The following is a 22660-nucleotide window of genomic DNA, read 5'->3' as shown; positions in this document are numbered from 1 at the left end:
GGCGGCGCGTCAGCGGCCCGGCGTCGCGCTGCCGCCGGTATCCCCCACCACGAACTCGCACCACACGCACTTGCCCCCGCCCCGCGCCTCCACCCCCCACACGTCGCTGAGGAGGTCGACCAGGAGGAGGCCCCGGCCGGAGACGCCGGACTCGCCCGCCTCGCGGCGGCGGGGCAGGGCGCTGGAGGAGTCCTCGACCTCGACGCGCAGGCGGCGGTCGCGGCCGGTGAGGACCCGCAGGGTGACGATGGCGGCGCCCTCGGTGTGCATGAGGGCGTTGGTGACCAGTTCGTCGGCGGCCAGCTCGATCGCGTCGGTGTGGTCCCGGCCGCCCCAGCCGCGTACGGCCGCGCGGATCATGTGCCGGGCGCCGGTGAGGGCCTCGGGGTCGCCGGGGGCGACGTGCTGCTGGATCCGGCCGCCGTCCTGCGGGCTGTCCTGGCCGCGCCGGCGCAGCAGCAGGAGGGCCACGTCGTCGTCGCCGCCACGCTCCTCGGCGACCTCGATGAGCCGGTCGGCGAGCCGGCGGACGTCGTCGGGGGCGGTGCCGATCAGGGAGATCAGGGCCTTCATGCCGTCGTCGAGGTCGGCGCCGGGCTGTTCGATCAGGCCGTCGGTGCACAGCAGCAGGGTGTCGCCCGGGTCGAGCTCGAGGGTGGCGACCGGGTACTCGAGACTGCCGAACTCGGCGGACAGACCGAGCGGCAGTCCACCGGGGACCTCGACGCGCCGGCAGCTCCCGTCGGTGGCGCGCACCAGCGGGTCGATGTGTCCGGCGCGGACCGCCTGGACCACGCCGGTGGCCAGGTCGGCCTCCGCGTACAGACAGGTGGCGAATCGGTCGGTGTCGAGTTCGTGCAGGAAGACGGAGGCCCGGGCCATCACGGTCGCCGGGGTGTGGCCCTCGGCGGCGTAGGCCTTCAGCACGATGCGGAGCTGGCCCATGACGGCGGCGGCGTGCGTGTCGTGACCCTGGACGTCGCCGATGACGGCGCCGACCCGTCCGCCGGGCAGCGGGATCAGGTCGTACCAGTCGCCCCCGATGTCCCGGCCGAGGGAGCCTCCGATGGTGGCGGCGCGGTAGCGGACGGCGACGTCGGCGCCCGGCACGCTGGGGATGGTGCGCGGCAGCATGGCCTGCTGGAGGCCCTGCGCGATGTCGCTCTCCTGCTCGTAGAACATGGCCCGTTGCAGGCTCTGCGCGATGCTGCTGCCGAGGGCGACGAGGATGTTGCGCTCCTCGGGGCTGAAGCCGCGGCGGTCGCTGTAGAGCAGGCCCATGGCGCCGATCGGGCGGGCCTGGACGATCAGCGGCAGATAGGCGGCCGAGGTGATCCTCAGGTCGGTGATGTTCGGCCACAGGAGCGGATAGCCGGCGGCGAACTCCTGGGGCGACTCGATGAACCGGGGCGTGAGGGTGCGCACGACCTCGCTCATCGGGTACGGCTCGTCGATCCGGGTGACGAGGGTGCCCGGGACGAAGCTGCCCTCGGGCCCCTCGGCGATCAGCCGGATGCGCCCCGCCTCGACCAGGCCCATGACGAGGCTGGTGGCGCCGAGGTGGGTGAGGCCGTGGGTGTCCTTGAGGACGTCGATGACGTCCTGCACGGTCCGGGCGTGCGCCAGGGCGGCGGTGGTGAGCTGCACGACGTTGGTCTGTTCCCGGCGCGCGTCGTCGAGGGCGGCCTCCTCGCTGCGGTCGGCGAGGTCGCGCAGTTCGTCGGTGGCGTCGCGGACGATACCGATGATCCGCCGGGGGCGTCCGGTGCCGTCACGCCGGATGTAGCCCTGGGTGTGGGTCCAGCACAGGGTGCCGTCGCGGCGGCGCAGGCGGAAGTAGGCGCCGTAGTTCTCGCTGCCGTCCTTGATGGCCTGGGCGACGAGGGTGTCCAGGCGGACGGCCTCGACGTCCGGGACGCGCGCGGACAGGCTCTCGGGGCGGCCGTCGTACTCCTCCGGGCGCACGTCGAAGATCTCGTACGCGCGGGCGTCCATGTGGAGCAGCCCGGCGTCCAGGTCCCAGTCGAAACTGCCCATGCGGTTGAGCGCCAGGATCGGATCCGGGTGGGCGGGCCAGTCGTCCGGGAGGGACAGCGCGCTCGCTCCCCGATCAGCCATGTGGCCACCTTGCCAGGGTTTGTCCGAATCTTCGACCTGGAGGGCACGACACGGCCGGGGTCCGCCGCCCGCTCCCCCCGGGTCTGCTTCACTCGCCGGGTTGCGGCCGCCGACGCGAGGAACACGACCGGCGTCAGAATGGAGTGAGGAGCGCACCGCCGTGGACTGGTTCACCGCATCCGAGTACTGGCTGAGCCGGCAGGTCTTCCAGCGGGGACTGGCCGGCGTCTACCTGGTCGCGTTCCTGACGGCGGCCCTGCAGTTCCGGGCGTTGATGGGTGAGCGCGGGATGCTGCCGGTACCGCGTTTCACCGCGCGGGTGCCGTTCCGGCGGGCGCCGAGCCTGTTCCACTGGCACTACTCCGACCGTTTCTTCGCGGCGTGCGCGTGGACGGGGTGCGCGGTGTCGGTGGCGTTGCTGGCGGGGCTGGACGGACGACTGCCGCTGTGGGGGGCGATGCTGCTGTGGCTGGTGCCGTGGGCGCTGTACCTGTCGATCGTCAACGTCGGACAGACCTGGTACGGCTTCGGCTGGGAGTCCCTGCTGCTGGAGACCGGCTTCCTCGCGGTGTTCCTCGGCAACGACGAGGTGGCCCCGCCGGTCGTCGTGCTGTTCCTGTTGCGCTGGGTCCTGTTCCGGGTGGAGTTCGGCGCGGGCCTGATCAAGATGCGCGGTGACGCCTGCTGGCGGAAGCTGACCTGCCTCGACCACCACCACGAGACGCAGCCGATGCCGGGTCCGCTGAGCTGGTTCTTCCACCACCTGCCGAAGCCGCTGCACCGGGTGGAGGTGGCCGCCAACCACGTCACCCAGCTGGTCGTGCCGGTGCTGCTGTTCGCCCCCCAGCCGATCGCGACGGCCGCCGCGTCGCTGATGATCCTCACGCAGCTGTGGCTGGTGTTGTCGGGCAACTTCTCCTGGCTGAACTGGGTCACCGTCGTGCTGGCGGTGCCCGCGCTGGAACTGCCCGCCGACCCGCCCTCCACGCCCGACGCCCCGCTCTGGTACGTGGTGGTGGTCCTCGCCGTGGCCGCGTTCCTGCTGTTCCTCAGCCACCGCCCGGTGCTCAACATGCTCTCCCGCCGCCAGGTCATGAACCGCTCCTTCGACCCGCTCCACATGGTCAACACCTACGGCGCGTTCGGCAGCGTGAGCCGGATCCGCCACGAGGTGGTCGTCGAGGGCACGCCGGACGAGGTGCCGCGCGAGGACTCCGACTGGCGGGAGTACGAGTTCCGGGGCAAGCCGGGCGATCCACGGCACTGGCCGCGTCAGTTCGCCCCCTATCACCTGCGGCTGGACTGGATGATGTGGTTCGCCGCGCTCTCCCCCGCGTATGCCGGCCCCTGGTTCGGCGCGCTGGTGGAGCGGCTCCTGGAGAACGACCCGGACACCCTCCGGCTGCTGCGCCGCTCCCCCTTCCCGCCCGACGAGCCCCCGCGGCACATCCGCGCCCGCCTCTTCCGCTACCGGTACACGACCTGGCGGGAGCTGCGGGAGACGGGCGCGTGCTGGGAGCGGACGTACGTGCGGGATTACCTGCCGCCGACCCGTCTGGCGCAGGGCGGGCACAGTGCGAGGACCCCTTAGGGGGTCCGTGGCGCGCAGCGGCCGGCTGGGGCTCGCCGAAGCGGGGAGGCCGGCGACTCCGAGGTGTACTCCCCCTCGACGGGGACCTCGGACTCGACACCGGCGGGAGCGCCGGGCGCCCGGGCGCAGAGGCCGGAGACCCGCGCGAGCGCCGGGCGCTCAGAGGCGGTGGACGCGCGTGGCGGTGCCCGTGAACACTTACTTGAACGACTTAAGGAGATGGCAAACGGCAAGGGGACGACCTTCACGCCCACTCGTTAGAGGGACACGACCATCAACGGTAGGAGCCGCTCGTTCGGCGAGGGCGATGTCAGACGCCCAGCCGGGAACTGCTCGTCTTCGACGAAGCCTCCGCGGACAACGTCGCCTTCGGCGCGACCGCGGAGCCGGAGACGTCGACGATCATCTCCCCGTTCCCGCGCTTGGAGGGCTAGCTCGGTGATTGTAGGTGTGCAGCCAGGCGGGGAAGGCGTCGCGTCGTTCTTGCTCTGAGCGGTAGGGGCGGGCGTAGGCCCACTCGTCCAGCAGCGTCCGGTGGAAGCGCTCGACCTTGCCGTTGGTCTGCGGCCGGTAGGGGCGGGTGCGTTTGTGCGTGATCCCGGCTGCCGTCAGCAGATCGCGCCAGGTATGCGACTTGTAGCAGGCGCCGTTGTCGGTCAGGACCCGCTCGACGGTGATCCCGCAGCCGGTGAAGAACGCGTGGGCGCGGGTCCAGAAGGCGGTGGCGGTCTGCTTCTTCTCGTCGGTGAGGATCTCGCTGTAGGCGAGGCGGGAGGGGTCGTCGACGGCGGTGTGGATGTAGCTGTAGCCGGCGCCGGAGCGGGTGGCCGCGCGCGACCCGGAAGCCGCCCGGGCGGCGGCCGCGCACGTGGGCGAGGTCGAGGAGTGGCTGCGGGCCCGGATCGGTTCCTGAGGGGTCCTTGCCCCGGGCCCGCCCGGGCAGCGCGGCCCGATCAGGCGCTCACAGTGCAAGGACCCTGAGCGGAACCTCTCGACGCGGGGCCCCTGGCGGGGCACAGTTCTCCCACGTACTCGCGAGTAGCACCGCACATCGAGGAGCCCCTGTGACCGAGTGGGTAGGCCGGACCGCCGTCGAGATCGCCGCCGCCGTACGCGACGAGCGCGTCACGCCCCGGGAGGTGGTGGCCGGGCACCTCGCGCGGATCGAGCGGTTCGACGGCCGGATCGGGGCGTTCCGCGTGGTGCGGGCCGAGGCGGCGCTCGCGGAGGCCGACGAGGTCGCCGGGCGTGCGGACCTGACCGGGCTCCCGCTGGCGGGGGTGCCGGTGGCGGTCAAGGACAACCTGGCTGTGCGGGGCGAGTCCTGCCGCGTGGGCTCGGCCGCGACACCCGACGTACCCGCCCGCCGGGATCATGTGACGGTGGCCCGGCTGCGGGCGGCGGGCGCCGTGGTCGTGGGGCTGACCAACGTGCCGGAGCTGTGTGTCTTCGGCACCACCGAGGGCGTCCACGGCACGGCCCGCAACCCGTGGGACACCTCGCGCACGGCGGGCGGCTCCTCCGGGGGCAGCGCGGCCGCGGTCGCCGCCGGGATGGTGCCGATCGCCCTCGGCAACGACGGCATGGGCTCGCTCCGCATACCGGCGGCCAACTGCGGCCTGGTCACCATCAAGCCCGGCCACGGTGTGGTGCCGGCCGGGATCGGCGACGGCGACTGGTTCGGGATGTCGGAGAACGGCCCGCTGGCCACGACCGTGGCGGACGCGCACCTGATGCTGTCGGTGCTCGCCGGGGACCGGGCCACTCCGCTGCGGGATCCGGAGCCGCACCGGATCGCCGTCTCGGTGCGCAGCCCGCTGGCCGGCGTGAGCGTCAGCGGACCGTACGTGGCGGCGGCGCGGGCGGCGGCCGGGGCGCTGGCGCGGGCGGAACACCGGGTGCGGCGGGCCGATCCGCCGTATCCGCTGTCGCTGGGGGTGACCTCGCTGGCGCACTGGACGGCGGGCACGGCCGTCGACGCCCGGGCGCTGGACGCGCGGCTGCTGGCCCGGCGCACCCGGGTGCACGCCGCCGTGGGTCGGCGCTTCGTGAAGGGGGTGGCGGACGGCTCGGCGCGGGAGACGCTGCGCCGGCGACTGGAGCCGTTCTTCGCGGAGTACGACGTGCTGCTGACACCGGCGCTCGCCCGGCGCTCCCCGCGGTCGGTGCCGTGGCACGAGCGGGGCTGGCTGAGCAACGTACTGGTGAACACGAACCACTCGCCGCTGACGCCGGCATGGAACCTGACCGGCTGGCCGGCGATGACGGTTCCGTGCGGCACGCTGCCGTCGGGCGCCCCCACCGCTGTTCAGCTGGTGGGGCGGCCGGGGTCGGAGCGGGAACTGCTGGTGGTGGCACGGCAGTTGGAGGAGCTGCGTCCGTGGCGCCGGACGGCCCCGCTCGACTGACGCGTCCGCGGTGACGCAACGGCCCCCGCGGGACCGGGCCGAACAGCCCCTGCGGACCGCGCCGCGTCCGCGGTGACGGACGGCCCCGCTCACCTGGGCCGGTGGGAAGCGGGGGGCGGCATGGGCGTGGCGCGCACGCCCATGCGGCAGGCGATCGCGACCGGTCCCCGTCCGGTGGTCAGTCCACGCTGGGCAGGATGTGCGGCTCGGCGAGGTCGTCCTCGTAGCCGGCGAGGCGGATGGGGGCGGAGCGTGCCCACACGTCGAGGTTTCCGATCTCTCCGGGTCGGCGGCCACGCTCCGCGCGTTCCTTGGGGCGCTGTTCGCGATTCGTCTTCTCCGGTGTCACCGCGCACTCCTTATGTGTCGGGTCACCCTCGGGTCGTGCCGTCCAGTCTGCGGTCCGGCGCTCAACACGTCCTGAGGTCTGGCTGAAGGCAGGTCGGACGCTGTGGCGCCGGCAACTCCGAGAAGAGCAGGCCGTGTGGACCGGCTTGTCCCATGACGGACCGTGGGTGTGAGGTAGCACTCCGTTCTGCTGTCCGTCCGCTACAGACTAACCAAATGAGCGGGGTGCCGCTCGATAGGGCTCGAAATTTGGGGTAACCATGGCATGTCGTCCCCATGTCGTCGCAGGTGAATTCAACCCTTTCGCCCGCGAAAGCACCCATCGGGGTTCACCCGGACGGGCTACAGGGGTGATCTCCTGCCGGTCATCGGAGCGCAGTTCGGGTTCCGTTGGTCCGGCCGCAAGCTCGCCGTGCTCGGCCGGCGTACCGCCACGGCCGTCTCGCGGGAGGACTGGCGCACGGCGCTGCGCGGCGTCGAGGAGCTGCTGGATCTGCTGCACTCCGGGCGGGGCGTGGGGGACGGCCCGCCCGACGCGGGCAACGCCGTGAGCTGCGACAGCAGGCCGCGCGGCCCAGGCGGGCACAGCGCGAGGACCCCTCAGCCTGCGCCAGGCGGCACAGGAGGCCCGGGCCGCCGTGTTCGACGCGGGGGTGCTGGAGGACCGGCGTACGGTACTGGAGCTGGCGGCGGCGAGGAGCTCCCGTCCGGGAGCGGTCGGCTGACGGCCCGTCGGCGGCCCGCGAGGACGGCCGACGCCCCGCGCGCGGCCGCTACCACTTGCCCGGCGCGTAGTCCTTCAGGAAGACGCCGTACACGTCCTCGCCGACCTCGCCGCGCACGATCGGGTCGTAGACCCGGGCGGCGCCGTCGACCAGGTCGAGGGGGGCGTGGAAGCCCTCCTCGGCCAGGCGCAGCTTGTCGAAGTGCGGGCGCTCGTCGGTGATCCAGCCGGTGTCGACGGAGGTCATCAGAATCCCGTCGGTCTGGAACATCTCCTGGGCGCTGGTCCGCGTGACCATGTTCATCGCGGCCTTGGCGGCGTTCGTGTTCGGGTGGCCCGCGCCCTTGTAGCCGCGGCCGAAGACACCCTCCATGGCCGAGACGTTCACGACGTACGCGCGCCCGCTCGCCGCCCTGCGCGCGGCCTCGGCCATCGCCGGCCGCAACGCGCTGATCAGGATGAACGGTGCCGTGTAGTTGCACAGCTGGGTCTCGAGGAGCTCCACCGGAGAGATCTGCTCGATGGTCTGCACCCAGGTGTTGGTCTCGACGACGTCGGGGACCAGGCCGCCGGCGTCGATGGCCGTGCCGTCGAGGTGGCGGGCGACGCTGGCGTTGCCCGCCACCAGGGCGAGGTCGGCGACCTTCTGCGCGTCGAGGCCGCTGGTGCCGAGCGGCAGCGCGGCCAGTCCGTCGACGGCGCCGGAGTTGAAGGCGCCGATGACGTGGTGGGCGGGGAGTTCACCGGCGGGCAGCGGGGCGCTCTCGCCGTCGACCAGGGCGGCATAGGCCGAGGGCAGGCGGCGCACGGTCTGCGTCGCGTTGTTGACGAGGATGTCGAGGGGGCCCGCCTCGGCGACCTGGTCGGCGAGGGCCACGGCCTGCGCCGGGTCGCGCAGGTCGATGCCGACGACCTCCAGGCGGTGCAGCCAGTCCGCCGAGTCGTCCATGGCCTTGAAGCGGCGGATGGCGTCCTTGGGGAAGCGCGTGGTGATCGTCGTGTGGGCGCCGTCGCGCAGCAGCCGCAGGGCGATGTACATGCCGATCTTGGCGCGGCCGCCGGTGAGCAGGGCGCGCTTGCCGGTGAGGTCGGCGCGGGCGTCGCGCTTGGCGCGGTTCAGACGGGCGCAGTCCGGACAGAGCTGGTGGTAGAAGTAGTCGACCTCGACGTACCGGGTCTTGCAGGTGTAGCAGGAGCGCGGGCGCTGGAGTATCCCCGCGATCTTGCCCTCCTCCGTCACCGACGAGGGGAGGATGCCCTCGGTCTCGTCGTCGATGCGCTGCGCGGAGCCGGTCGCGGTGGCCTCGGTGACCGCCTTGTCGTGCGCGGTCTTGGCGGCCCGGCGCTCCTGGCGGCGGCGCTGCTTGACCATGCGGTAGACGCCGGCGGTGGCGCGGCGCACCGCGATCGCGTCGGGGTGGTCGACCTCCAGCTTGTCGAGCTCCTCGAGCACGCCGAGGCAGACGGCCAGGCGCTCGGGGTCGATACCCGGCCCGTAGACCACCTCGTCGACGGACGCCGAGCCGTCACTAGTCACCGTCATCGCGCTGCGTTCCCTGCTCACCCGTGCGGCGCTCCGACCGCGTCCGCTTTCGAACGCGGAAGTCTACGGAGCGCTGGGCCCCTCCACCAAACCCGATCGGGTCAGCAGTCGCAGGCCGTGATGAGCGTCTCCACCTCCTCGGACAGCGCCCGCGCCAATCGGTCCAGGTCCCGGACGGCCTCGGCGTCGGCGACCAGGCCGAAGTGGACCCTGCCGCGGTAGGTGGAGATCGCGACGGCCAGGGACTGGCCGTGGGCGAGCGGGGCGTAGGGATAGACCTCGGTGAGCGGGTTCCCACCGAGCTTCATGCCGAGGCTCGGCAGGGGCACGCTGGTCACCAGGATGTCGAACCAGAGCCGCGCGGCCTGGCCGGCCAGGGGCCCGCCGATCCGGTGGCCGAGGGCGGGGACGTGGTCGGCGAGCAGGGCGACGGCGCCGGCGCCCCGGCCCGGCCCGGCGTCCTTGTTGCGGTTCATGGCGGCGCGCACGCTGCCCAGCCGGCCGACCGGGTCGGGGTCGTCGACGGGCAGCCGCACCAGGTACCCGGAGAGGCGGTTGCCCTGCGGGTGGGCGGTGCGGGGGCGGCGCTGGGAGACGGGGATCAGCGCGCGCGGGGCGACGCCCGCGCTGCCGTCGCCGCGCTCGTCGAGCCAGCGGCGCAGGGCGCCGGCGACGACCGCGATGAGCACGTCGTTGACCGTGCCGCCGACGACCTTGCGGACGCGGTGCACGTCGTCGAGGTCGACGGCCACGCCGGCGGTGCGCCGGGTGCCGGTCGGAGCGGCGGTGAGGGCGGCGCTGGACCGCTTGGCGAGGGTGTGGACGGCGACGGAGGCGCCGATGTCGAGGGCGCGGCCCACATGGGTGAGGGCCCCCAGCAGCCGGTGCGGGAGCCGGCGCGCGTCGGGCCGGTGGTCGCGGGCCGGCTCGGCGGGACGGGGCCGGCGCTCGGGCAGGTCCATGGGGTCGAGGACGGCCGCGGCCAGCATCAGCGCGCGCAGGCCGTCGGCGAGGGCGTGGTGGAACTTGAACAGCACGGCGAAGCCGTCGCCCCCCTCCCCCGGCAGGACGTGGGCCTCCCACGGCGGGCGGCCGCGCTCCAGCGGGCGCTCCATGAGCCGGCCGGCCACGCTCTGGAAGTCGGCGGCGGGAGGGTGCAGCCGCACATGGTGCAGGGGGTCGAAGTGTGGGTCGGCCTCGCGCACCGCGCCCCCGAAGGAGAGCGGCTGCCAGACGTCCCGGATCCGCATGCGCAGGCCGGTCACGGCGGCCGCCCGCGCGGCGAGCAGGTCCGCGGCGTGCGCGGCCGCGGTCGGCGAGGGCGCGGCGAAGACACCGAGCGCGCCGAGGTGCATGGGGTGCTCGGGGGACTCGATGTTCCAGAAGGCCAGGTCCAGGGGTGCCAGCAGATCGTCAGGGGTCACGGGCCTGCCTCGCGTCGACGGCGGATGGGTCAGCCAGTCAAGCGCCGCGAGCGATTACGGTCAAGGACGGTCGCGCTACGCACAGTTAACGCTGGATTAAGTTCACGGCACCTGCTGGCCCTTTCCCAGGGCGATCACCCCGCCCGGGGACACCGTGTACAGCTCCGCGTCGCGCTCCGGATTCACCCCGATGGTCGCACCCGGCGGCACCTGGACGTTCTTGTCCAGGACCGCTCCGCGCACCACCGCGCCCCGCCCGATGTGGACGTTGTCGTGCAGGATCGAGCCCTGCACGACCGCCCCCGGATCGACCACCACCCCCGGCGACAGCACGGAGCGGGTGACCTGCCCGCGGATGAGGCAGCCCGCGCTGATGATCGACTCGCCGGCGATGCCGCCCGCGTTGAAACGGGCCGGGGAGAGCTGGTTGGAGTGGGTGTAGATGGGCCAGCTCCGGTTGTACAGGTTGAAGGCCGGACGCTCGGCGATCAGGTCCATGTGGGCGTCGTAGTACGCGTCGAGCGTGCCGACGTCGCGCCAGTAGCCCTGGTCGCGGCTGGTCTCGCCGGGCACGTGGTTGTCGCTGAAGTCGTAGAGCTGCGCCTCGCCGCGCCGGGTGAGCTGGGGCAGGATCGAGCCGCCCATGTCGTGGACGGAGGACTCGTCCTCGGCGTCGCGCTGGAGCGCCTCGATGAGGGCCTTGGTGGTGAAGAGGTAGTTGCCCATCGAGGCGAACACGGTCTCCGGGTCGTCGGCGAGGCCGGGCGGGTCGGCGGGCTTCTCCAGGAACCGCTCCACGATCTGCCCGTCCGAGCCCGGCGTGATCACCCCGAAGGACGACGACTCGGCGCGCGGCACGCGGATCCCGGCCACCGTCACGCCCGCCCCGCTGTCGATGTGCTGGGTGAGCATCTGCCGCGGGTCCATACGGTAGACATGGTCGGCACCGAACACCGCCACGTACTCCGGCTGTTCGTCGTGGACCAGGTTCAGCGACTGCAGTATCGCGTCGGCGCTGCCGAGGTACCAGCGCGGGCCGAGCCGCTGCTGGGCCGGCACCGGGGTGACGTAGTTGCCGAGCAGGCTGGACATCCGCCACGTGGTGGTGATGTGCCGGTCCAGCGAGTGCGACTTGTACTGCGTCAGGACGCAGATGCGCAGGATGTCGGCGTTGACGAGGTTGGACAGGACGAAGTCGACGAGCCGGTACGTGCCGCCGAAGGTGACCGCTGGTTTCGCCCGGTCCGTCGTGAGGGGCATCAGGCGCTTGCCCTCACCGCCCGCCAGCACGATCCCGAGAACCGAAGGCCCTCCACGACGCATGGCCGCTCCCCTCACCCTGGTTGACACCATGACTTCCCCGCACGGGGCGCCCTACGCCTGTTTGACGATCTCCTCGTACAGCCGGACCGTGCGCCGGGCCACCGCGTCCCAGCCGAACTCCGCGACCGCGCGGGCCCGTCCGGCCTCGCCCATGCGGCGGCCGGCCCGCGGATCGCCGAGGACCGAGTCGAGCGCCCGCGCGAGACCGGCCTCGAAGTCCTCGTCCACGGTGACCAGCACCCCCGTCTCGCCGTCCTCCACGACCTCGGGGATGCCGCCGACCCGCGAGGCCACGACGGGCGTGCCGCACGCCATCGCCTCCAGGTTGACGATGCCGAGGGGTTCGTACACCGAGGGGCAGACGAACACCGCGGCGTGGGTGAGGAGTTGGACGACCTCCGGGCGCGGCAGCATTCGCGGGATCCAGTGCACGCCGTCCCGGGCCCGGCCGAGCTCCTCGAACAGCTCACGGAACTCGCGGTCGATCTCGGGCGTGTCGGGGGCGCCCGCGCACAGGACGACCTGCGCGGCCGGGTCGATGTCCCGCACGGCGCGCAACAGGTGCGGAACGCCCTTCTGGCGGGTGATGCGCCCGACGAACAGCACGTACGGCCGGGACGGGTCGAGGCCGATCCGGGCGAGGGCGTCGGTGCCGTGGTCGGGCCGGTAAAGGGTCGTGTCGATGCCGTTGTGCACGACGTGGACCCGCTCCGGGGCGAGGTTCGGATAGCAGGCCAGGATGTCCTCGCGCATCGCGCCGGAGACGGCGATCACCGCGTCGGCGGCCTCGACGGCGGTCCGCTCGGCCCAGCTCGACAGGGCGTACCCGCCGCCGAGCTGCTCGGCCTTCCAGGGGCGCAGGGGCTCCAGCGAGTGGGCGGTCAGCACGTGCGGGACGCCGTGGAGCTCCTTGGCGAGGTGGCCGGCGAGGTTGGCGTACCAAGTGTGCGAGTGGACCAGTTCGCGGCCCTGGAGCGCGGCGGCCATGGCGAGGTCGACGGAGAAGGTGCGCAGCGCGTCGTTGGCGCCGTCGAGGGCGGACCAGGGGCGGTGGCGCAGGACGCCGGCCGTCCGGTCCGCCGAGGACACCTCGCCCCAGCAGTGCACCTCCAGGTCGACCAGCTGGCGCAGTTCGCGGGCGAGGAATTCGACGTGGACCCCCGCACCGCCGTACACGTCCGGGGGATACTCCCGGGTCAGCAGTCCCACTCGCACCCGGAACCCCCCATTCTCCGCGGCCGGTTCCTTCATGGTCACCCAGACGGGGCGCGGGGGGAAGAGCGCGGGGGCCGAACGAGGCAGCAGTCGCCGCAGACGCCCCCGCCGGGCACCCGGTAGTAGAGGCAGCAACTGCGGCGCCGGAACGCCGTCCCCGTGAGGGTGCCGGTGCCGGCGAGCAGCGGGTGGGTGAGCAGCTCCGCGGTGAGGGTGCGGGCCCGGTCGGCGGCGTCGGGGCGGCCGTGGGCGTGCGCCCACCGCTCCAGCAGCCGGGCGGCGCCGGCCAGGGCCGAGGCGGCGTTGCCCCGCAGCAGGCCCGGCGCGACCGGGTGGCGGGCGCGCAGGGCCGCCGCCAGGGGGGCGAGGTGACCGTGCAGGACGGTGTCGGCCAGGGTCGTCGTGTCGCCGGGCAGGGGGCGGACCCGCGTCAGCCACAGGTCGTCGGGGGCGCTGCCGTCCGGGTTCCAGCGCAGCAGCCGCGGATCCGTGTCGGGGACGGCGCCGTACAGGGCGGCGCAGCCGAGCGTCACCGACCACAGCCGTGCCGCGAGCCCCTGGTGCGCCACCGACGCGGCGACGCGCGTCTCGGGGGCGCGCAGCGCGCCGGACACCTTGCGGACGCGGAAGGCCAGGGGTTCGCCGTACGGCTCGGACGGCCGGTTCGCGTAGGCGTCGGCGAGGGTCGGCGGGGGCGGGAGCGACGCGGCCGGGGGCGGTGTCGTGCGCAGGGCGAAGAAGCCGCCGAGCGGGCGGAGCGCGGCGAGGTCGGGGTCGAGGTCCACGACGGGCAGTAGTACCAGGGGAGCCGGGGGCGGCGGTCGGGGGGATCCCCGAGACCGCCCCCACCCTGGGGAGGACGGCGGGACCGTCGTACTCCATCGGCAGTAGGACCCGATCGGTGCTCAGGGACGACGACGGGGAACAGATCGACAGGGCAATGTGTTCCCCATGAAAGCCGACCGCTCGCCGCGCCGGGCCCGACGCGCCCGCCTCCCGCAGAGGAGCAGCTCATGAGCGCCCTCGCGTTGTCCGTGCTTCTGTCCCTCGTGTCCGCCGTCGCCTACGCGGCGGGGGCGATCGTGCAGGAGCAGGTCGCGGTGTCCTCGCCGGGCGAGCAGTACGCGCCGCTGCGGCGGCCGGGCTGGTGGGCGGCGGTGGCGCTGAACGGTCTCGGCGGTGTGCTCCACGTGGTGGCGCTGGCGTACGGCCCCCTCAGTCTGGTGCAGCCGCTGGGCGCGCTGACCATCGTGGTGGCGCTGCCCATGGCGGCGCTGTTCGTCGGCCGCAGGGCCGGGGCGACGGCCTGGCGGGGCGCGATCATGGCGACGATCGGCCTGGCGGGTCTGCTGTCGCTGGTCGGTGCCGCCGACGCGCAGTCGCTGAACACCCCGCAGCGGGTGGCCGCGGCCGTGGTCACGGCCGGCGCGGTGGTGGCGCTGACGATCGCCGGACGGGCCGCGCACCGGCACCCCGCGGTACGCAGCATGCTGCTGGCGACCGCGTCCGGTGTGGCCTTCGGCATGTCGTCGGTGTTCACCAAGACCGTCGCGGTCGACTGGACCGGCGGTGTGTCGGCGGCCGACGTGCCCTCCCTCGCGGTGATCGGGGTCCTGGCCACGGCAGGCATGCTGCTGTCGCAGGCCTCCTACCGCAGCGGCGGTCTCGCGGCTCCGCTGGCCACGCTGACCGTGGTGAACCCGGTGGTGGCGGCGGCGGTCGGGATCACGATGTTCGGCGAGACGTTCCGCTACGGCACCACGGGCACCGTCCTCGCGCTGGGGTGCGGGGTGGTGGCGGCGGGCGGCCTGATCCTGCTGACGACCGAGCGCCTGCGGGAGACACACGCTCCGGCCCCTGCGAAGACGGCGGCCTCGGCGGCCGGAGCGGCCGCGGCCCCTGCGAAGACGGTCACCCCGGCGACCGCCGCGGAGCTATTGGAGAAGATCGACGGCCTCCACGGTGTCGGCGCGCCGGACGGGGTCGACGCGACCGTCGGGACGGCCGGGACCGGCGGGCTCGCGCGAAGCGGTGCGCCGGACGGGATCCGCGGGACGGACCGGATGGACGGCCTCGACGAACTCACCGGGATCGACGAACTCACCGGGGTCGACGCGATCGACGAACTCGCCGGCATCGACGCGGTGGCCCTCGTACCGGCGGCCCGCACCGAGGTGTCCGGGGTCGCGGAGAGGTTGTTCGACCCGGTGCCGGCCCTCGACCGGCACCGGGTGCGCGTCAAATCCTGACGCCGCCGGCCCGCAGGTAGGCCAGCGGGTCGATGTCGCTGCCGAAGCCGGGCCCCGTCCGCACCTCGAAGTGCAGATGCGGGCCCGAGCTGTTGCCGGTGGAGCCGGAGCGGCCGATGCGCTGGCCGGCGCCGACCGACTGACCGTCCCGGACGGAGATGGCCGACAGGTGCGCGTACTGCGAGTAGCGGCCGTCGGCGTGCCGGATGACGACCTGGTAGCCGAAGGAGCCGCCCCAGCCCGCGGTCACGACCTCGCCCGAGGCGACGGCCTTCACCGAGGTGCCGGTGGGCACCGGGAAGTCGACGCCCGTGTGGTAGCCCTTCGACCAGGACGAACCCCGCGCGTGGTAGGCCGTGCCCGCGTCGGCGCTGACCGGCGCGACGAGGCCACGGGTCTCGGTGGCCTTGCGGCCGGACTGCCGGGAGGTGTCGGTGGCCTTGCGGCCGGACTGCCGGGAGGCGTCGGAGCCGGCCTTCTGCGACCGCGAGCCGGAGCCGGCCTTCTCCGACCGGGATCCGGAGCCGCCCGGGGCCGGGGCGGTGGACGGGGCCGCCTGGGCGCGCACGTTCAGCCTCTGACCCGGCACGATCAGGTCGGGGTCGCTGCCGATGATGGTGCGGTTGGCGGCGTACAGGCGCTGCCAGCCGCCCCTCACGTCCTGCTCGTCGGCGATCCCGGAGAGGGTGTCGCCGCGGACGACGGTGTACATCTCGGCGGTGCCGGCGCGCGACTGGGGCGTGCTCTGCGGCTGCACGTCCTTGAGCGTGGTCCGCGCGGACTTCGCCTCGGCCTTCTTCTCGGTCTTCTGTGCGGCCTGCCGGCCCGAGGACTGCCCGGACGGGTGGACGTCGGGCGTGTCACCGCCCCGGGTCAGTCCGGCCCGCACCGAGCAGGCGGGCCAGGCACCCGGCCCCTGGCCGTCCAGCACCTTCTCGGCGACGGCTATCTGCTGGTCCTTGGTGGCGAGGTCGGCGCGGGGCGCGTATCTCGTGCCGCCGTACGCCTCCCAGGTGGACTGGGTGAACTGGAGGCCACCGTAATAGCCGTTGCCGGTGTTGATGTTCCAGTCGTTGCTCGACTCGCACGCGGCCACCTTCTCCCAGGTGTCCACGTCGGCAGCCTGGGCGGCCCCGGCTCCGATCAGCGGAATCGCCATGCCGGCGCCGCCCGCCGTGACGGTGAGTGAGGCACGGTTGATCCTGTTGGGCTGATACCGGCGGTGCCGGCCGCGTACGGCCATGGAGGTCCCCCTCGACATGCGTCAGGAGGGGCAAAAGTAAGGGCTGCTAACAGGCCGTGACAAGGCGACTATCGGCCGCCCTGGCTCAACTGAAGCGGGTGGCACACCGGTTGCGCACCCGCTGCGCCGGGGCACGCGACCCGGTGCCGCCTACGTGCGGCCGACGCACCGGCGCGCAAGGATGGTCGGCGGGACGACACCGGTTCCGGTTCCGACCGCGGCGGCACGGACGACACCGGCGGACCAGTACCGCACTCCACGAGCACAGGATCCTTGAGGAGCAACACCGTATGAGCACTTCAGCCCAGATCGGCGTCACGGGACTCGCGGTGATGGGCCGCAATCTCGCCCGCAACTTCGCGCGCAACGGTTACACGGTCGCGGTGCACAACCGGACGGCGTCGCGCACGCACGCCCTGGTGGAGGAGTTCGGTCACGAGGGCGACTTCGTGGCGGCGGAGACCGCCGAGGAGTTCGTGGCGGCGCTGGAACGGCCCCGCCGGCTGGTGATCATGGTGAAGGCGGGTGAGCCGACGGACGCGGTGATCAAGGAGTTCGCCCCGCTCCTGGAGTCGGGAGACATGATCATCGACGGTGGCAACGCGCATTTCGCGGACACCCGGCGCCGGGAGCGCGAGCTGCGCGAGCGGGGCATCCACTTCGTCGGCACGGGCATCTCGGGCGGCGAGGAGGGCGCGCTGCACGGGCCGAGCGTCATGCCGGGCGGCTCCCCGGAGTCGTACGCCTCGCTCGGTCCGATGCTGGAGAGGATCTCCGCGAAGGCGGCGGACGGCTCGCCCTGCGTGACGCACGTGGGTCCGGACGGCGCCGGGCACTTCGTGAAGATGGTGCACAACGGCATCGAGTACGCCGACATGCAGCTGATCGGCGAGGCGTACCAGTTGCTGCGGGACGTGGCCGGCTACTCCCCCGCCGAGATCGCGGACATCTTCCGCACCTGGAACACCGGCCGGCTCGACTCGTACCTGATCGAGATCACCGCCGAGGTGCTGTCGCACGTGGACGCGGCGACGGACGGGCCGTTCGTGGACGTCGTCGTGGACCGGGCCGAACAGAAGGGCACCGGTCGCTGGACCGTGCAGATCGCGCTGGACCTCGGCGTACCGGTGTCGGGCATCGCGGAGGCGGTGTTCGCCCGGTCGCTGTCCGGCCACGCGGCACTGCGGAAGGCCTCCGGCGGGCTGCCCGGGCCGAAGCCGTCCCCGCTGGACCGGGCGGAGGCACAGACTTTCGCCGACCGGGTGGAGCAGGCGCTGTACGCCTCGAAGATCGTGTCGTACACCCAGGGCTTCCACGAGATCGCCGCCGGCAGTGAGGAGTACGGCTGGGACATCGACCTCGGCGCGGTGTCGGCGATCTGGCGCGGCGGCTGCATCATCCGCGCGGCCTTCCTCGACCGTATCCGCGCCGCGTACGACGCCCGCCCGGACCTGCCGAGCCTGCTGTCGGACGAGACGTTCGCCCGGGAGATCGGCGACGCGCAGGACTCCTGGCGCGAGGTGCTGGTGTCGGCGACGCTCCAGGGCGTCCCGACCCCGGGCTTCGCGGCGGCGCTCGCCTACTACGACGCGCTGCGCGCCGAGCGGCTGCCCGCGGCGCTCACGCAGGGGCAGCGGGACTTCTTCGGGGCGCACACGTACCGCAGGGTGGACCGGGAAGGGGCCTTCCACACGTTGTGGGGCGGGGACCGGTCGGAGGTCGAGGCGTAGCGGAGCGGGGTCCGGTCAAGGACCCGGCCGGAGGGATCAACTCGGCTCGGGTCCGGCTCGGGTCGGCTCGAGTGGGCGGCTCGCGCCTCGGGCCGAGTGCGGCCCGGTCGCGCGCGGGCCGAGCGCGCGCGGGCCGAGCGCGGTCCTCCGTGCCGTGGAGTGCCGCATTCCCGACGGCCGGCCGGGGGGGCGGGGCGAGGGGTGGTCCCGCACACGGCCGCCGGGCAGGGCGGCGGGCAGAAGGCGACGATGCCCTCCCACACCGGGGACCGCGTTGACGGTGCCGCACGCCGGGCCGGCCGGCGTGCGGTGGCGTCCCGGCGGACCGGTCGGCGGCGCGGTGGCGTCCCGGCGGACCGGCCGGCGGACGAAGCGCCGGCGGGGCAGGAGGGCGGGCGGACCGACGGTGGGCGGCACTCCCGGCCGCCCACCGCTGCTCGTCCTCTTTCCGCTCGTCCACGTGGGTCAGGTGAGCGGAGGGCCCGGCTCCGGGTTCGGGGCGGGTTCCGGTCCCGGGGGGATGGGGGACGGGGAGGGGTCCGGCGGCGGACCCGGGTGCGGTGGGGCCGGCGGGGTCGGGCCGGGCGAGGGGGTCGGGTCGGGACCGGGCGGCGACGGCGGCGGGGTCGGGTCGGGACCCGGAGGCGGCTCGGGGGGCGGCACCGGGGTGGGGTACGGATCCGGACCCGGCGTCGGCGGGGGTTGCACGGGGTCGGGGTACGGGTTGGTCATCAGGTCCTCCGGCCAGTGGTGAAGCGTGGCTCTGGACTACTCCCCCGCGTACCCGGGTCCGGCGCGGACAGTCACCCGGTGGTGGCAGCGGGTGCGCCGCTCGGGCCTGTGCGCTCGCGCGTGCGCCCGGCCGGGCCCGTGCGCCGGCGGAGTCAGCCGCGGCGCGCCGCCCGCGCACCCGCCGCCAGACCCGGGCGGGGGCTCGACAGCACCGGCACCCCGGTGCGGACGTGGTCCTGGGCGGGCGTCATGGAGGCCTGGGCGAGGACGATCGCGTCGGCGTCGCGGACGGCGTCGGCCGCGGCGGCGACCAGGCGGGCACAGGCGTCCGTGTCGCCCGTCTCGAAGCGGTCCCAGGCGTCGTCGACGAGGACCGGGCGGACGGTGACGGTGCGGCCCGCGCGGGCGGCCTCCTCCTCCAGCAGCTCGGTGGTCGGGCCGAAGGTGCTCGCGACCGTGGCCAGAACGACGACGCGCGGGCCCTCGGCCACCGCGGCGGCGGCCATCGGCCGGTCGACCCGCAGCACCGGGACGGGCGCCCGGGTCGCCTCGGCCACCGCTCCGAGCGTGGAACAGGTGCACAGCACGGCCCCCGCTCCTTCGGCGACGGCGCGATCCAGGAGGGCGCGGACGTCGTCCGCGACCGCGTCGGGGCCGTGCCGGCGCGCCCGGGCCAGCAACTCGGCGTCGACGACGTGCCGCAGCTCCAGGTCCGGGTGGTGGGCGTCGCGCAGGGCGTCGAAGACCGGAACGTGGGCGGGTGAGGTGTGCAGCAGGGCGAGCGCCGTCATCAGAACCGGCCCGGGTGCGCGCGAAGCCAGTCCTTGGCGGCGCCCAGCAGGTCGGGGTCGGCGGCCGGCGCCTCCTCGGGGTGGCGCGCGGCCCACTTCACGACGTACGGGCACAGCGGCGCGACGGGGATCCCCTCGCGCGCGGAGATGCCGTACAGCTCGCGCGCCAGGGAACCGGCGATACCCCGGCCCTCGTGGGCCGGTTCGACGACGGTGTGCACCGGGACGAGGGCGCGCCCGGGCGACTCCAGCACGAAGTACTCGATGCGGCCCACGACGTCACCGCCGTCGCCGACGGCCTCGAGGCGGCCGACCGCCCGGTCGTCGCGGATGTCGAAGTCGCTCATGGGCTCGCTCCTGGTACGTCGGTCAGGCGGACACCGCCTGCGGGCTGCGCTCCTGGTCGGAGCCCGGCACCGGCTCCGAGGGGTCGCTGCCCAGGGCCACGATCCGGTTGTCGCCGTCCACGTGCACGACCTTCGGCCGCAGCGCCCGCGCCTCGGCGTCGGTGACCTGAGCGTAACTGATGATGATCACAAGATCCCCGGGGTGGACGAGGTGGGCGGCGGCTCCGTTGATGCCGACGACGCCCGACCCGCGCTCCCCCTCGATGACGTACGTCTCCAGCCGGGCCCCGTTGGTGATGTCCACGATGTGGACGAGTTCACCGGGCAACAGATCGGCGGCGTCGAGCAGATCGGCGTCGATGGTCACGGAGCCGACGTAGTGCAGGTCGGCCTGGGTGACGGTGGCACGGTGGATCTTGGACTTGAACATGGTGCGCAGCATGTTGGACTCCCGAAAGACGGCTCCCTGCCAGCTTTCTGCAGGTCAGGGGCGTCGCTCACTGTACACGGGCACGCGTCGAACTCGAAGGTGTCGAGGAACATCGGCTGACTCTGCGACAAGGCTCTCTGCCTGCACTTTTACGAGAGCCCGGCTGCCGTGGCAGCACTGATCCGGCATCTGTCAGGACAGCCGTTTCGGAATGTTCAGGCACTGATGCCGATCAGCTGCCGCGTTACCTGATGATGCATCAGATGAATGGGCGGGCCTCTCAGCACGCAAGTGCGATGTATCGGCCGCTGAGGGAGCTGGTGGGCGCCACGCGGCAGTTGTCGCCGTCGGCGCAGGAACCTCTTCGATTACGGGCGGTGACCGCGTTTGTGGTGGGCCGGTTCGCAAGGATGTCGCGGCGGTGTTCCGGGGGTCACTCAAGGCGGTGGACAACTCGGTGGGCGAAGAGGCTGACAGGCGGGCTCAAGGCGACGGTTCGGCATCGTGCCGCTCGCCCTACCGCTTCAGCTCGACGTCGAGGAACTTCAGCGCCGAAGTGACGAGCATGAGCCCGTAGACCGCGTCGATCCGCGAGTACTGCGTACGGGACACGCCGTGCGCACTCGGGTGCGTGCCTGCCGAACACGCGCGGGGACCGGGTCGCCGTTCTTCGGCCAGTACTCGGCGTGTGCGCACCAGACCGGAGTACGGGGCCGCGAGCACGGCCGCCACCCGCGCCTGGGCCCCCGAAGGCCTCGACGAACAGCTGACGTTGACCGACCTCACCGCCCACCGAAGAGGGGCGTCGCCTCACACCGGTTGCCAGATCCGGGCGAGCGTCGAGGCGGTGAGAAGTTGTTCGGGGTGCCCCTGCCCCGCCAGCTGACCGTCGCGGAGCAGGAGGCACGCGTCCGCCGAGCGTGCGGCTTCCAGGTCGTGGGTGGCCTGGACGACGGTTTTGCCGTCGGTGACCAGCTCCGTCAGCAGTGCGGCGATCCGGTCCCTCGCTTCGGGGTCCAGGCCGGTGGTCGGTTCGTCCAGGAGGAGCAGGTCCGACTCCTGGGCGAGTCCTTGGGCGATCAGGACGCGTTGCCGCTGCCCGCCGGAGAGTTCTCCGAGTTGGCGGGTGGCGAGGTCGGTGATGCCGAGCCTCTCCATGGACTGGTCCACGGTGGCGCGGTCCTGCCGGGTCAGTCGGCGCCACGGCCCGCGGTCGCTCCAGCGTCCCATCTCCACTGTCCGCCTGACCGTGAGCGGCAGTGCGTCAGTGACGGCACTGCGCTGGGGGACGAACGCCGGCGGCCGGTCGCCGGAGTGGTGGAGTCGGCCCGATGTGGGTTGGATCACTCCGGCCATGACTCCGAGCAGGGTGGACTTCCCGCTGCCGTTCGGGCCGACGAGCGCCGTGATCGCCAACCCCGGTATCTCGGCGTCGAGTTGACGCAGAACAGGGCGGCCGGGGTATCCAGCGGAGAGCTCTGTGAAGCGGACCCGGGGCGTCCGGATCTCGGCGACGACGGGAGAGGGGCCCTGTGATTTGAACATGGTTTTCATTATAGTTCGTTTACATGGATTGGTTGACGGGTCCCTTCGAGGTGACCTTCGTGCAGAGGGCGCTGTGGGGCGGAATGCTGGTGTCGGCGATCTGCGCTCTGGCCGGCACCTGGGTGGTGCTCAGGGGAATGGCCTTCCTCGGGGACGCCATGTCGCACGGGCTGCTGCCCGGTGTCGCGCTCGCCGCGCTGTTCGGCGGCAACCTGCTGGTGGGGGCGCTGCTGAGCGCGGCCGTCATGACCGTCGGCGTCACGGCCCTCGGCCGCACCCCGCGGCTGTCTCAGGACACGGGTATCGGACTGCTGTTCGTGGGGATGCTGTCGCTGGGTGTGATCATCGTGTCGCGGTCTCAGTCCTTCGCCGTCGACCTGACCGGGTTCCTCTTCGGTGACGTCCTCGCCGTCCGCGAGCAGGATCTGGTGCTGCTGGGGGTGGCGCTGCTGCTGGCACTGGCCGTCGCGGTCCTCGGTCACCGGGCCTTCCTCGCCCTGGCCTTCGACTCGCGCAAGGCCCAGACGCTCGGCCTGCGGCCCCGTCTGGCCCACGCCGTGTTGCTCGGCTTGCTGGCGCTGGCCATCGTGGCCTCCTTCCACATCGTGGGCACGCTGCTGGTGCTCGGCCTGCTCATCGCCCCGCCGGCCGCAGCGCTGCCCTGGGCGCGCAGCGTGCGGGGTGTCATGGCCCTCGCGGCGCTCCTCGGCATCACCGCCACCTTCGGCGGCCTGCTGCTGTCCTGGCACCTGAGCACCGCGGCCGGCGCGACCATCTCGGCCCTCGCGGTGAGCCTGTTCTTCCTCTCACATCTGGCATCCGCTCTCCGGCACCGCCGCCGTGCGCGCCTTCTCGGCGCTCACGCCACAGCGACCGACTGAAAGAACCTGAGGCGATCC

The 22660-nt window shown here is 73.1% G+C and carries 17 protein-coding genes and 2 pseudogenes; 6 read left to right on the top strand and 13 right to left on the bottom strand.

All coding sequences use genetic code 11. The features are described from left to right. Positions 1-9 precede the first annotated feature (9 nt). Complete coding sequence (locus ACZ4YY_RS11310; RefSeq protein WP_468287006.1) at positions 10-2118, bottom strand: SpoIIE family protein phosphatase; 2109 nt, start codon at positions 2116-2118, stop codon at positions 10-12. A 160-nt stretch (positions 2119-2278) separates the two neighbouring features. On the opposite strand from ACZ4YY_RS11310, the gene ACZ4YY_RS11305 reads away from it, so the two are divergent. Further along, positions 2279-3709 (top strand): lipase maturation factor family protein, encoded by a 1431-nt coding sequence (locus tag ACZ4YY_RS11305; RefSeq protein ID WP_468287003.1) that lies wholly within the window; start codon positions 2279-2281, stop codon positions 3707-3709. 402 nt (positions 3710-4111) lie between these two features. Here the strand turns inward: ACZ4YY_RS11305 and ACZ4YY_RS11300 are convergent. Continuing rightward, positions 4112-4555 (bottom strand): annotated as a pseudogene (locus tag ACZ4YY_RS11300) (DDE-type integrase/transposase/recombinase); the annotation flags it as partial. On the opposite strand from ACZ4YY_RS11300, the pseudogene ACZ4YY_RS11295 reads away from it, so the two are divergent. After that, positions 4533-4622 (top strand): annotated as a pseudogene (locus ACZ4YY_RS11295) (GntR family transcriptional regulator); the annotation flags it as partial. The pseudogenes ACZ4YY_RS11300 and ACZ4YY_RS11295 overlap by 23 nt on opposite strands. Before the next feature lie 151 nt (positions 4623-4773). Next, positions 4774-6117, top strand: coding sequence for an amidase (locus ACZ4YY_RS11290; protein ID WP_468287000.1), 1344 nt, complete (start codon positions 4774-4776; stop codon positions 6115-6117). Between the two features lie 178 nt (positions 6118-6295). On the opposite strand, the gene ACZ4YY_RS11285 is transcribed toward ACZ4YY_RS11290, so the two are convergent. From ACZ4YY_RS11285 to ACZ4YY_RS11260, 6 genes are all read right to left on the bottom strand, one after another. Beyond that, on the bottom strand, positions 6296-6466 hold the full coding sequence (locus ACZ4YY_RS11285) for a hypothetical protein (protein ID WP_468286997.1): 171 nt from the start codon (positions 6464-6466) through the stop codon (positions 6296-6298). Between the two features lie 772 nt (positions 6467-7238). After that, positions 7239-8732: an SDR family NAD(P)-dependent oxidoreductase gene (locus tag ACZ4YY_RS11280; RefSeq protein WP_468286991.1), complete on the bottom strand. Its 1494-nt coding sequence runs from the start codon at positions 8730-8732 to the stop codon at positions 7239-7241. 101 nt (positions 8733-8833) lie between these two features. Further along, a complete protein-coding gene (locus tag ACZ4YY_RS11275; protein ID WP_468286989.1) occupies positions 8834-10156 on the bottom strand; it encodes a wax ester/triacylglycerol synthase family O-acyltransferase in 1323 nt (440 codons plus the stop codon). 102 nt (positions 10157-10258) lie between these two features. Then, positions 10259-11479: a glucose-1-phosphate adenylyltransferase gene (gene glgC, locus ACZ4YY_RS11270; protein WP_468286986.1), complete on the bottom strand. Its 1221-nt coding sequence runs from the start codon at positions 11477-11479 to the stop codon at positions 10259-10261. Positions 11480-11530: 51 nt separating this feature from the next. Further along, on the bottom strand, positions 11531-12694 hold the full coding sequence (gene glgA / locus ACZ4YY_RS11265; RefSeq protein ID WP_468286982.1) for a glycogen synthase: 1164 nt from the start codon (positions 12692-12694) through the stop codon (positions 11531-11533). A gap of 38 nt (positions 12695-12732) precedes the next feature. After that, positions 12733-13479, bottom strand: a complete 747-nt coding sequence (locus ACZ4YY_RS11260) for a (2Fe-2S)-binding protein (protein WP_468286977.1) — start codon at positions 13477-13479, stop codon at positions 12733-12735. 228 nt (positions 13480-13707) lie between these two features. On the opposite strand from ACZ4YY_RS11260, the gene ACZ4YY_RS11255 reads away from it, so the two are divergent. Then, positions 13708-14943 (top strand): DMT family transporter, encoded by a 1236-nt coding sequence (locus ACZ4YY_RS11255; protein WP_468286974.1) that lies wholly within the window; start codon positions 13708-13710, stop codon positions 14941-14943. Here ACZ4YY_RS11255 and ACZ4YY_RS11250 read toward each other — a convergent pair. Then, positions 14933-16186, bottom strand: coding sequence for a transglycosylase family protein (locus ACZ4YY_RS11250; protein WP_468286972.1), 1254 nt, complete (start codon positions 16184-16186; stop codon positions 14933-14935). The genes ACZ4YY_RS11255 and ACZ4YY_RS11250 overlap by 11 nt on opposite strands. Positions 16187-16476: 290 nt before the next feature. Between ACZ4YY_RS11250 and gndA the strand changes: the two genes are divergently transcribed. Next, positions 16477-17916 carry an NADP-dependent phosphogluconate dehydrogenase gene (gene gndA / locus ACZ4YY_RS11245; protein WP_468286970.1) on the top strand — a complete coding sequence of 480 codons (1440 nt, stop codon included), beginning with the start codon at positions 16477-16479 and terminating at the stop codon, positions 17914-17916. Positions 17917-18800: 884 nt separating this feature from the next. On the opposite strand, the gene ACZ4YY_RS11240 is transcribed toward gndA, so the two are convergent. The 4 genes from ACZ4YY_RS11240 to aztA all read right to left on the bottom strand — a co-directional run bounded on the left by ACZ4YY_RS11240 (position 18801) and on the right by aztA (position 21770). Next, the gene (locus ACZ4YY_RS11240) at positions 18801-19439 is read right to left on the bottom strand and encodes an aspartate/glutamate racemase family protein (protein WP_468286967.1); all 639 of its coding nucleotides are present in this window, start codon (positions 19437-19439) and stop codon (positions 18801-18803) included. Beyond that, a complete protein-coding gene (locus ACZ4YY_RS11235) occupies positions 19439-19786 on the bottom strand; it encodes a GNAT family N-acetyltransferase (protein ID WP_468286965.1) in 348 nt (115 codons plus the stop codon). Before ACZ4YY_RS11235 ends, ACZ4YY_RS11240 begins: the two co-directional genes overlap by 1 nt. Before the next feature lie 22 nt (positions 19787-19808). After that, on the bottom strand, positions 19809-20228 hold the full coding sequence (gene panD / locus ACZ4YY_RS11230; RefSeq protein ID WP_468286962.1) for an aspartate 1-decarboxylase: 420 nt from the start codon (positions 20226-20228) through the stop codon (positions 19809-19811). Between the two features lie 798 nt (positions 20229-21026). Continuing rightward, a complete protein-coding gene (gene aztA, locus ACZ4YY_RS11225) occupies positions 21027-21770 on the bottom strand; it encodes a zinc ABC transporter ATP-binding protein AztA (RefSeq protein ID WP_468286960.1) in 744 nt (247 codons plus the stop codon). Positions 21771-21784: 14 nt separating this feature from the next. Here aztA and aztB point away from each other — a divergent pair, with 14 nt between their 5' ends. Beyond that, positions 21785-22642 carry a zinc ABC transporter permease AztB gene (aztB, locus tag ACZ4YY_RS11220; RefSeq protein ID WP_468286957.1) on the top strand — a complete coding sequence of 286 codons (858 nt, stop codon included), beginning with the start codon at positions 21785-21787 and terminating at the stop codon, positions 22640-22642. Positions 22643-22660 lie beyond the last annotated feature (18 nt).

This window comes from Streptomyces sp. NPDC030143 (assembly GCF_055573695.1).
The sequence above is the reverse complement of the archived record's forward strand: the minus strand, read 5'-3'. Positions and strand labels throughout refer to the sequence as shown.

Excerpts from the sequence above, each read along its gene's own strand:
- ACZ4YY_RS11310 (WP_468287006.1), bottom strand. The coding sequence starts at position 2,118 with ATGGCTGATCGGGGAGCGAGCGCGCTGTCCCTCCCGGACGACTGGCCC.
- ACZ4YY_RS11280 (WP_468286991.1), bottom strand. The coding sequence starts at position 8,732 with ATGACGGTGACTAGTGACGGCTCGGCGTCCGTCGACGAGGTGGTCTAC.
- glgC (WP_468286986.1), bottom strand. The coding sequence starts at position 11,479 with ATGCGTCGTGGAGGGCCTTCGGTTCTCGGGATCGTGCTGGCGGGCGGT.
- ACZ4YY_RS11255 (WP_468286974.1), top strand. The coding sequence starts at position 13,708 with ATGAGCGCCCTCGCGTTGTCCGTGCTTCTGTCCCTCGTGTCCGCCGTC.
- ACZ4YY_RS11250 (WP_468286972.1), bottom strand. The coding sequence starts at position 16,186 with ATGGCCGTACGCGGCCGGCACCGCCGGTATCAGCCCAACAGGATCAAC.
- gndA (WP_468286970.1), top strand. The coding sequence starts at position 16,477 with ATGAGCACTTCAGCCCAGATCGGCGTCACGGGACTCGCGGTGATGGGC.
- ACZ4YY_RS11240 (WP_468286967.1), bottom strand. The coding sequence starts at position 19,439 with ATGACGGCGCTCGCCCTGCTGCACACCTCACCCGCCCACGTTCCGGTC.
- ACZ4YY_RS11235 (WP_468286965.1), bottom strand. The coding sequence starts at position 19,786 with ATGAGCGACTTCGACATCCGCGACGACCGGGCGGTCGGCCGCCTCGAG.
- panD (WP_468286962.1), bottom strand. The coding sequence starts at position 20,228 with ATGCTGCGCACCATGTTCAAGTCCAAGATCCACCGTGCCACCGTCACC.
- aztA (WP_468286960.1), bottom strand. The coding sequence starts at position 21,770 with ATGAAAACCATGTTCAAATCACAGGGCCCCTCTCCCGTCGTCGCCGAG.
- aztB (WP_468286957.1), top strand. The coding sequence starts at position 21,785 with ATGGATTGGTTGACGGGTCCCTTCGAGGTGACCTTCGTGCAGAGGGCG.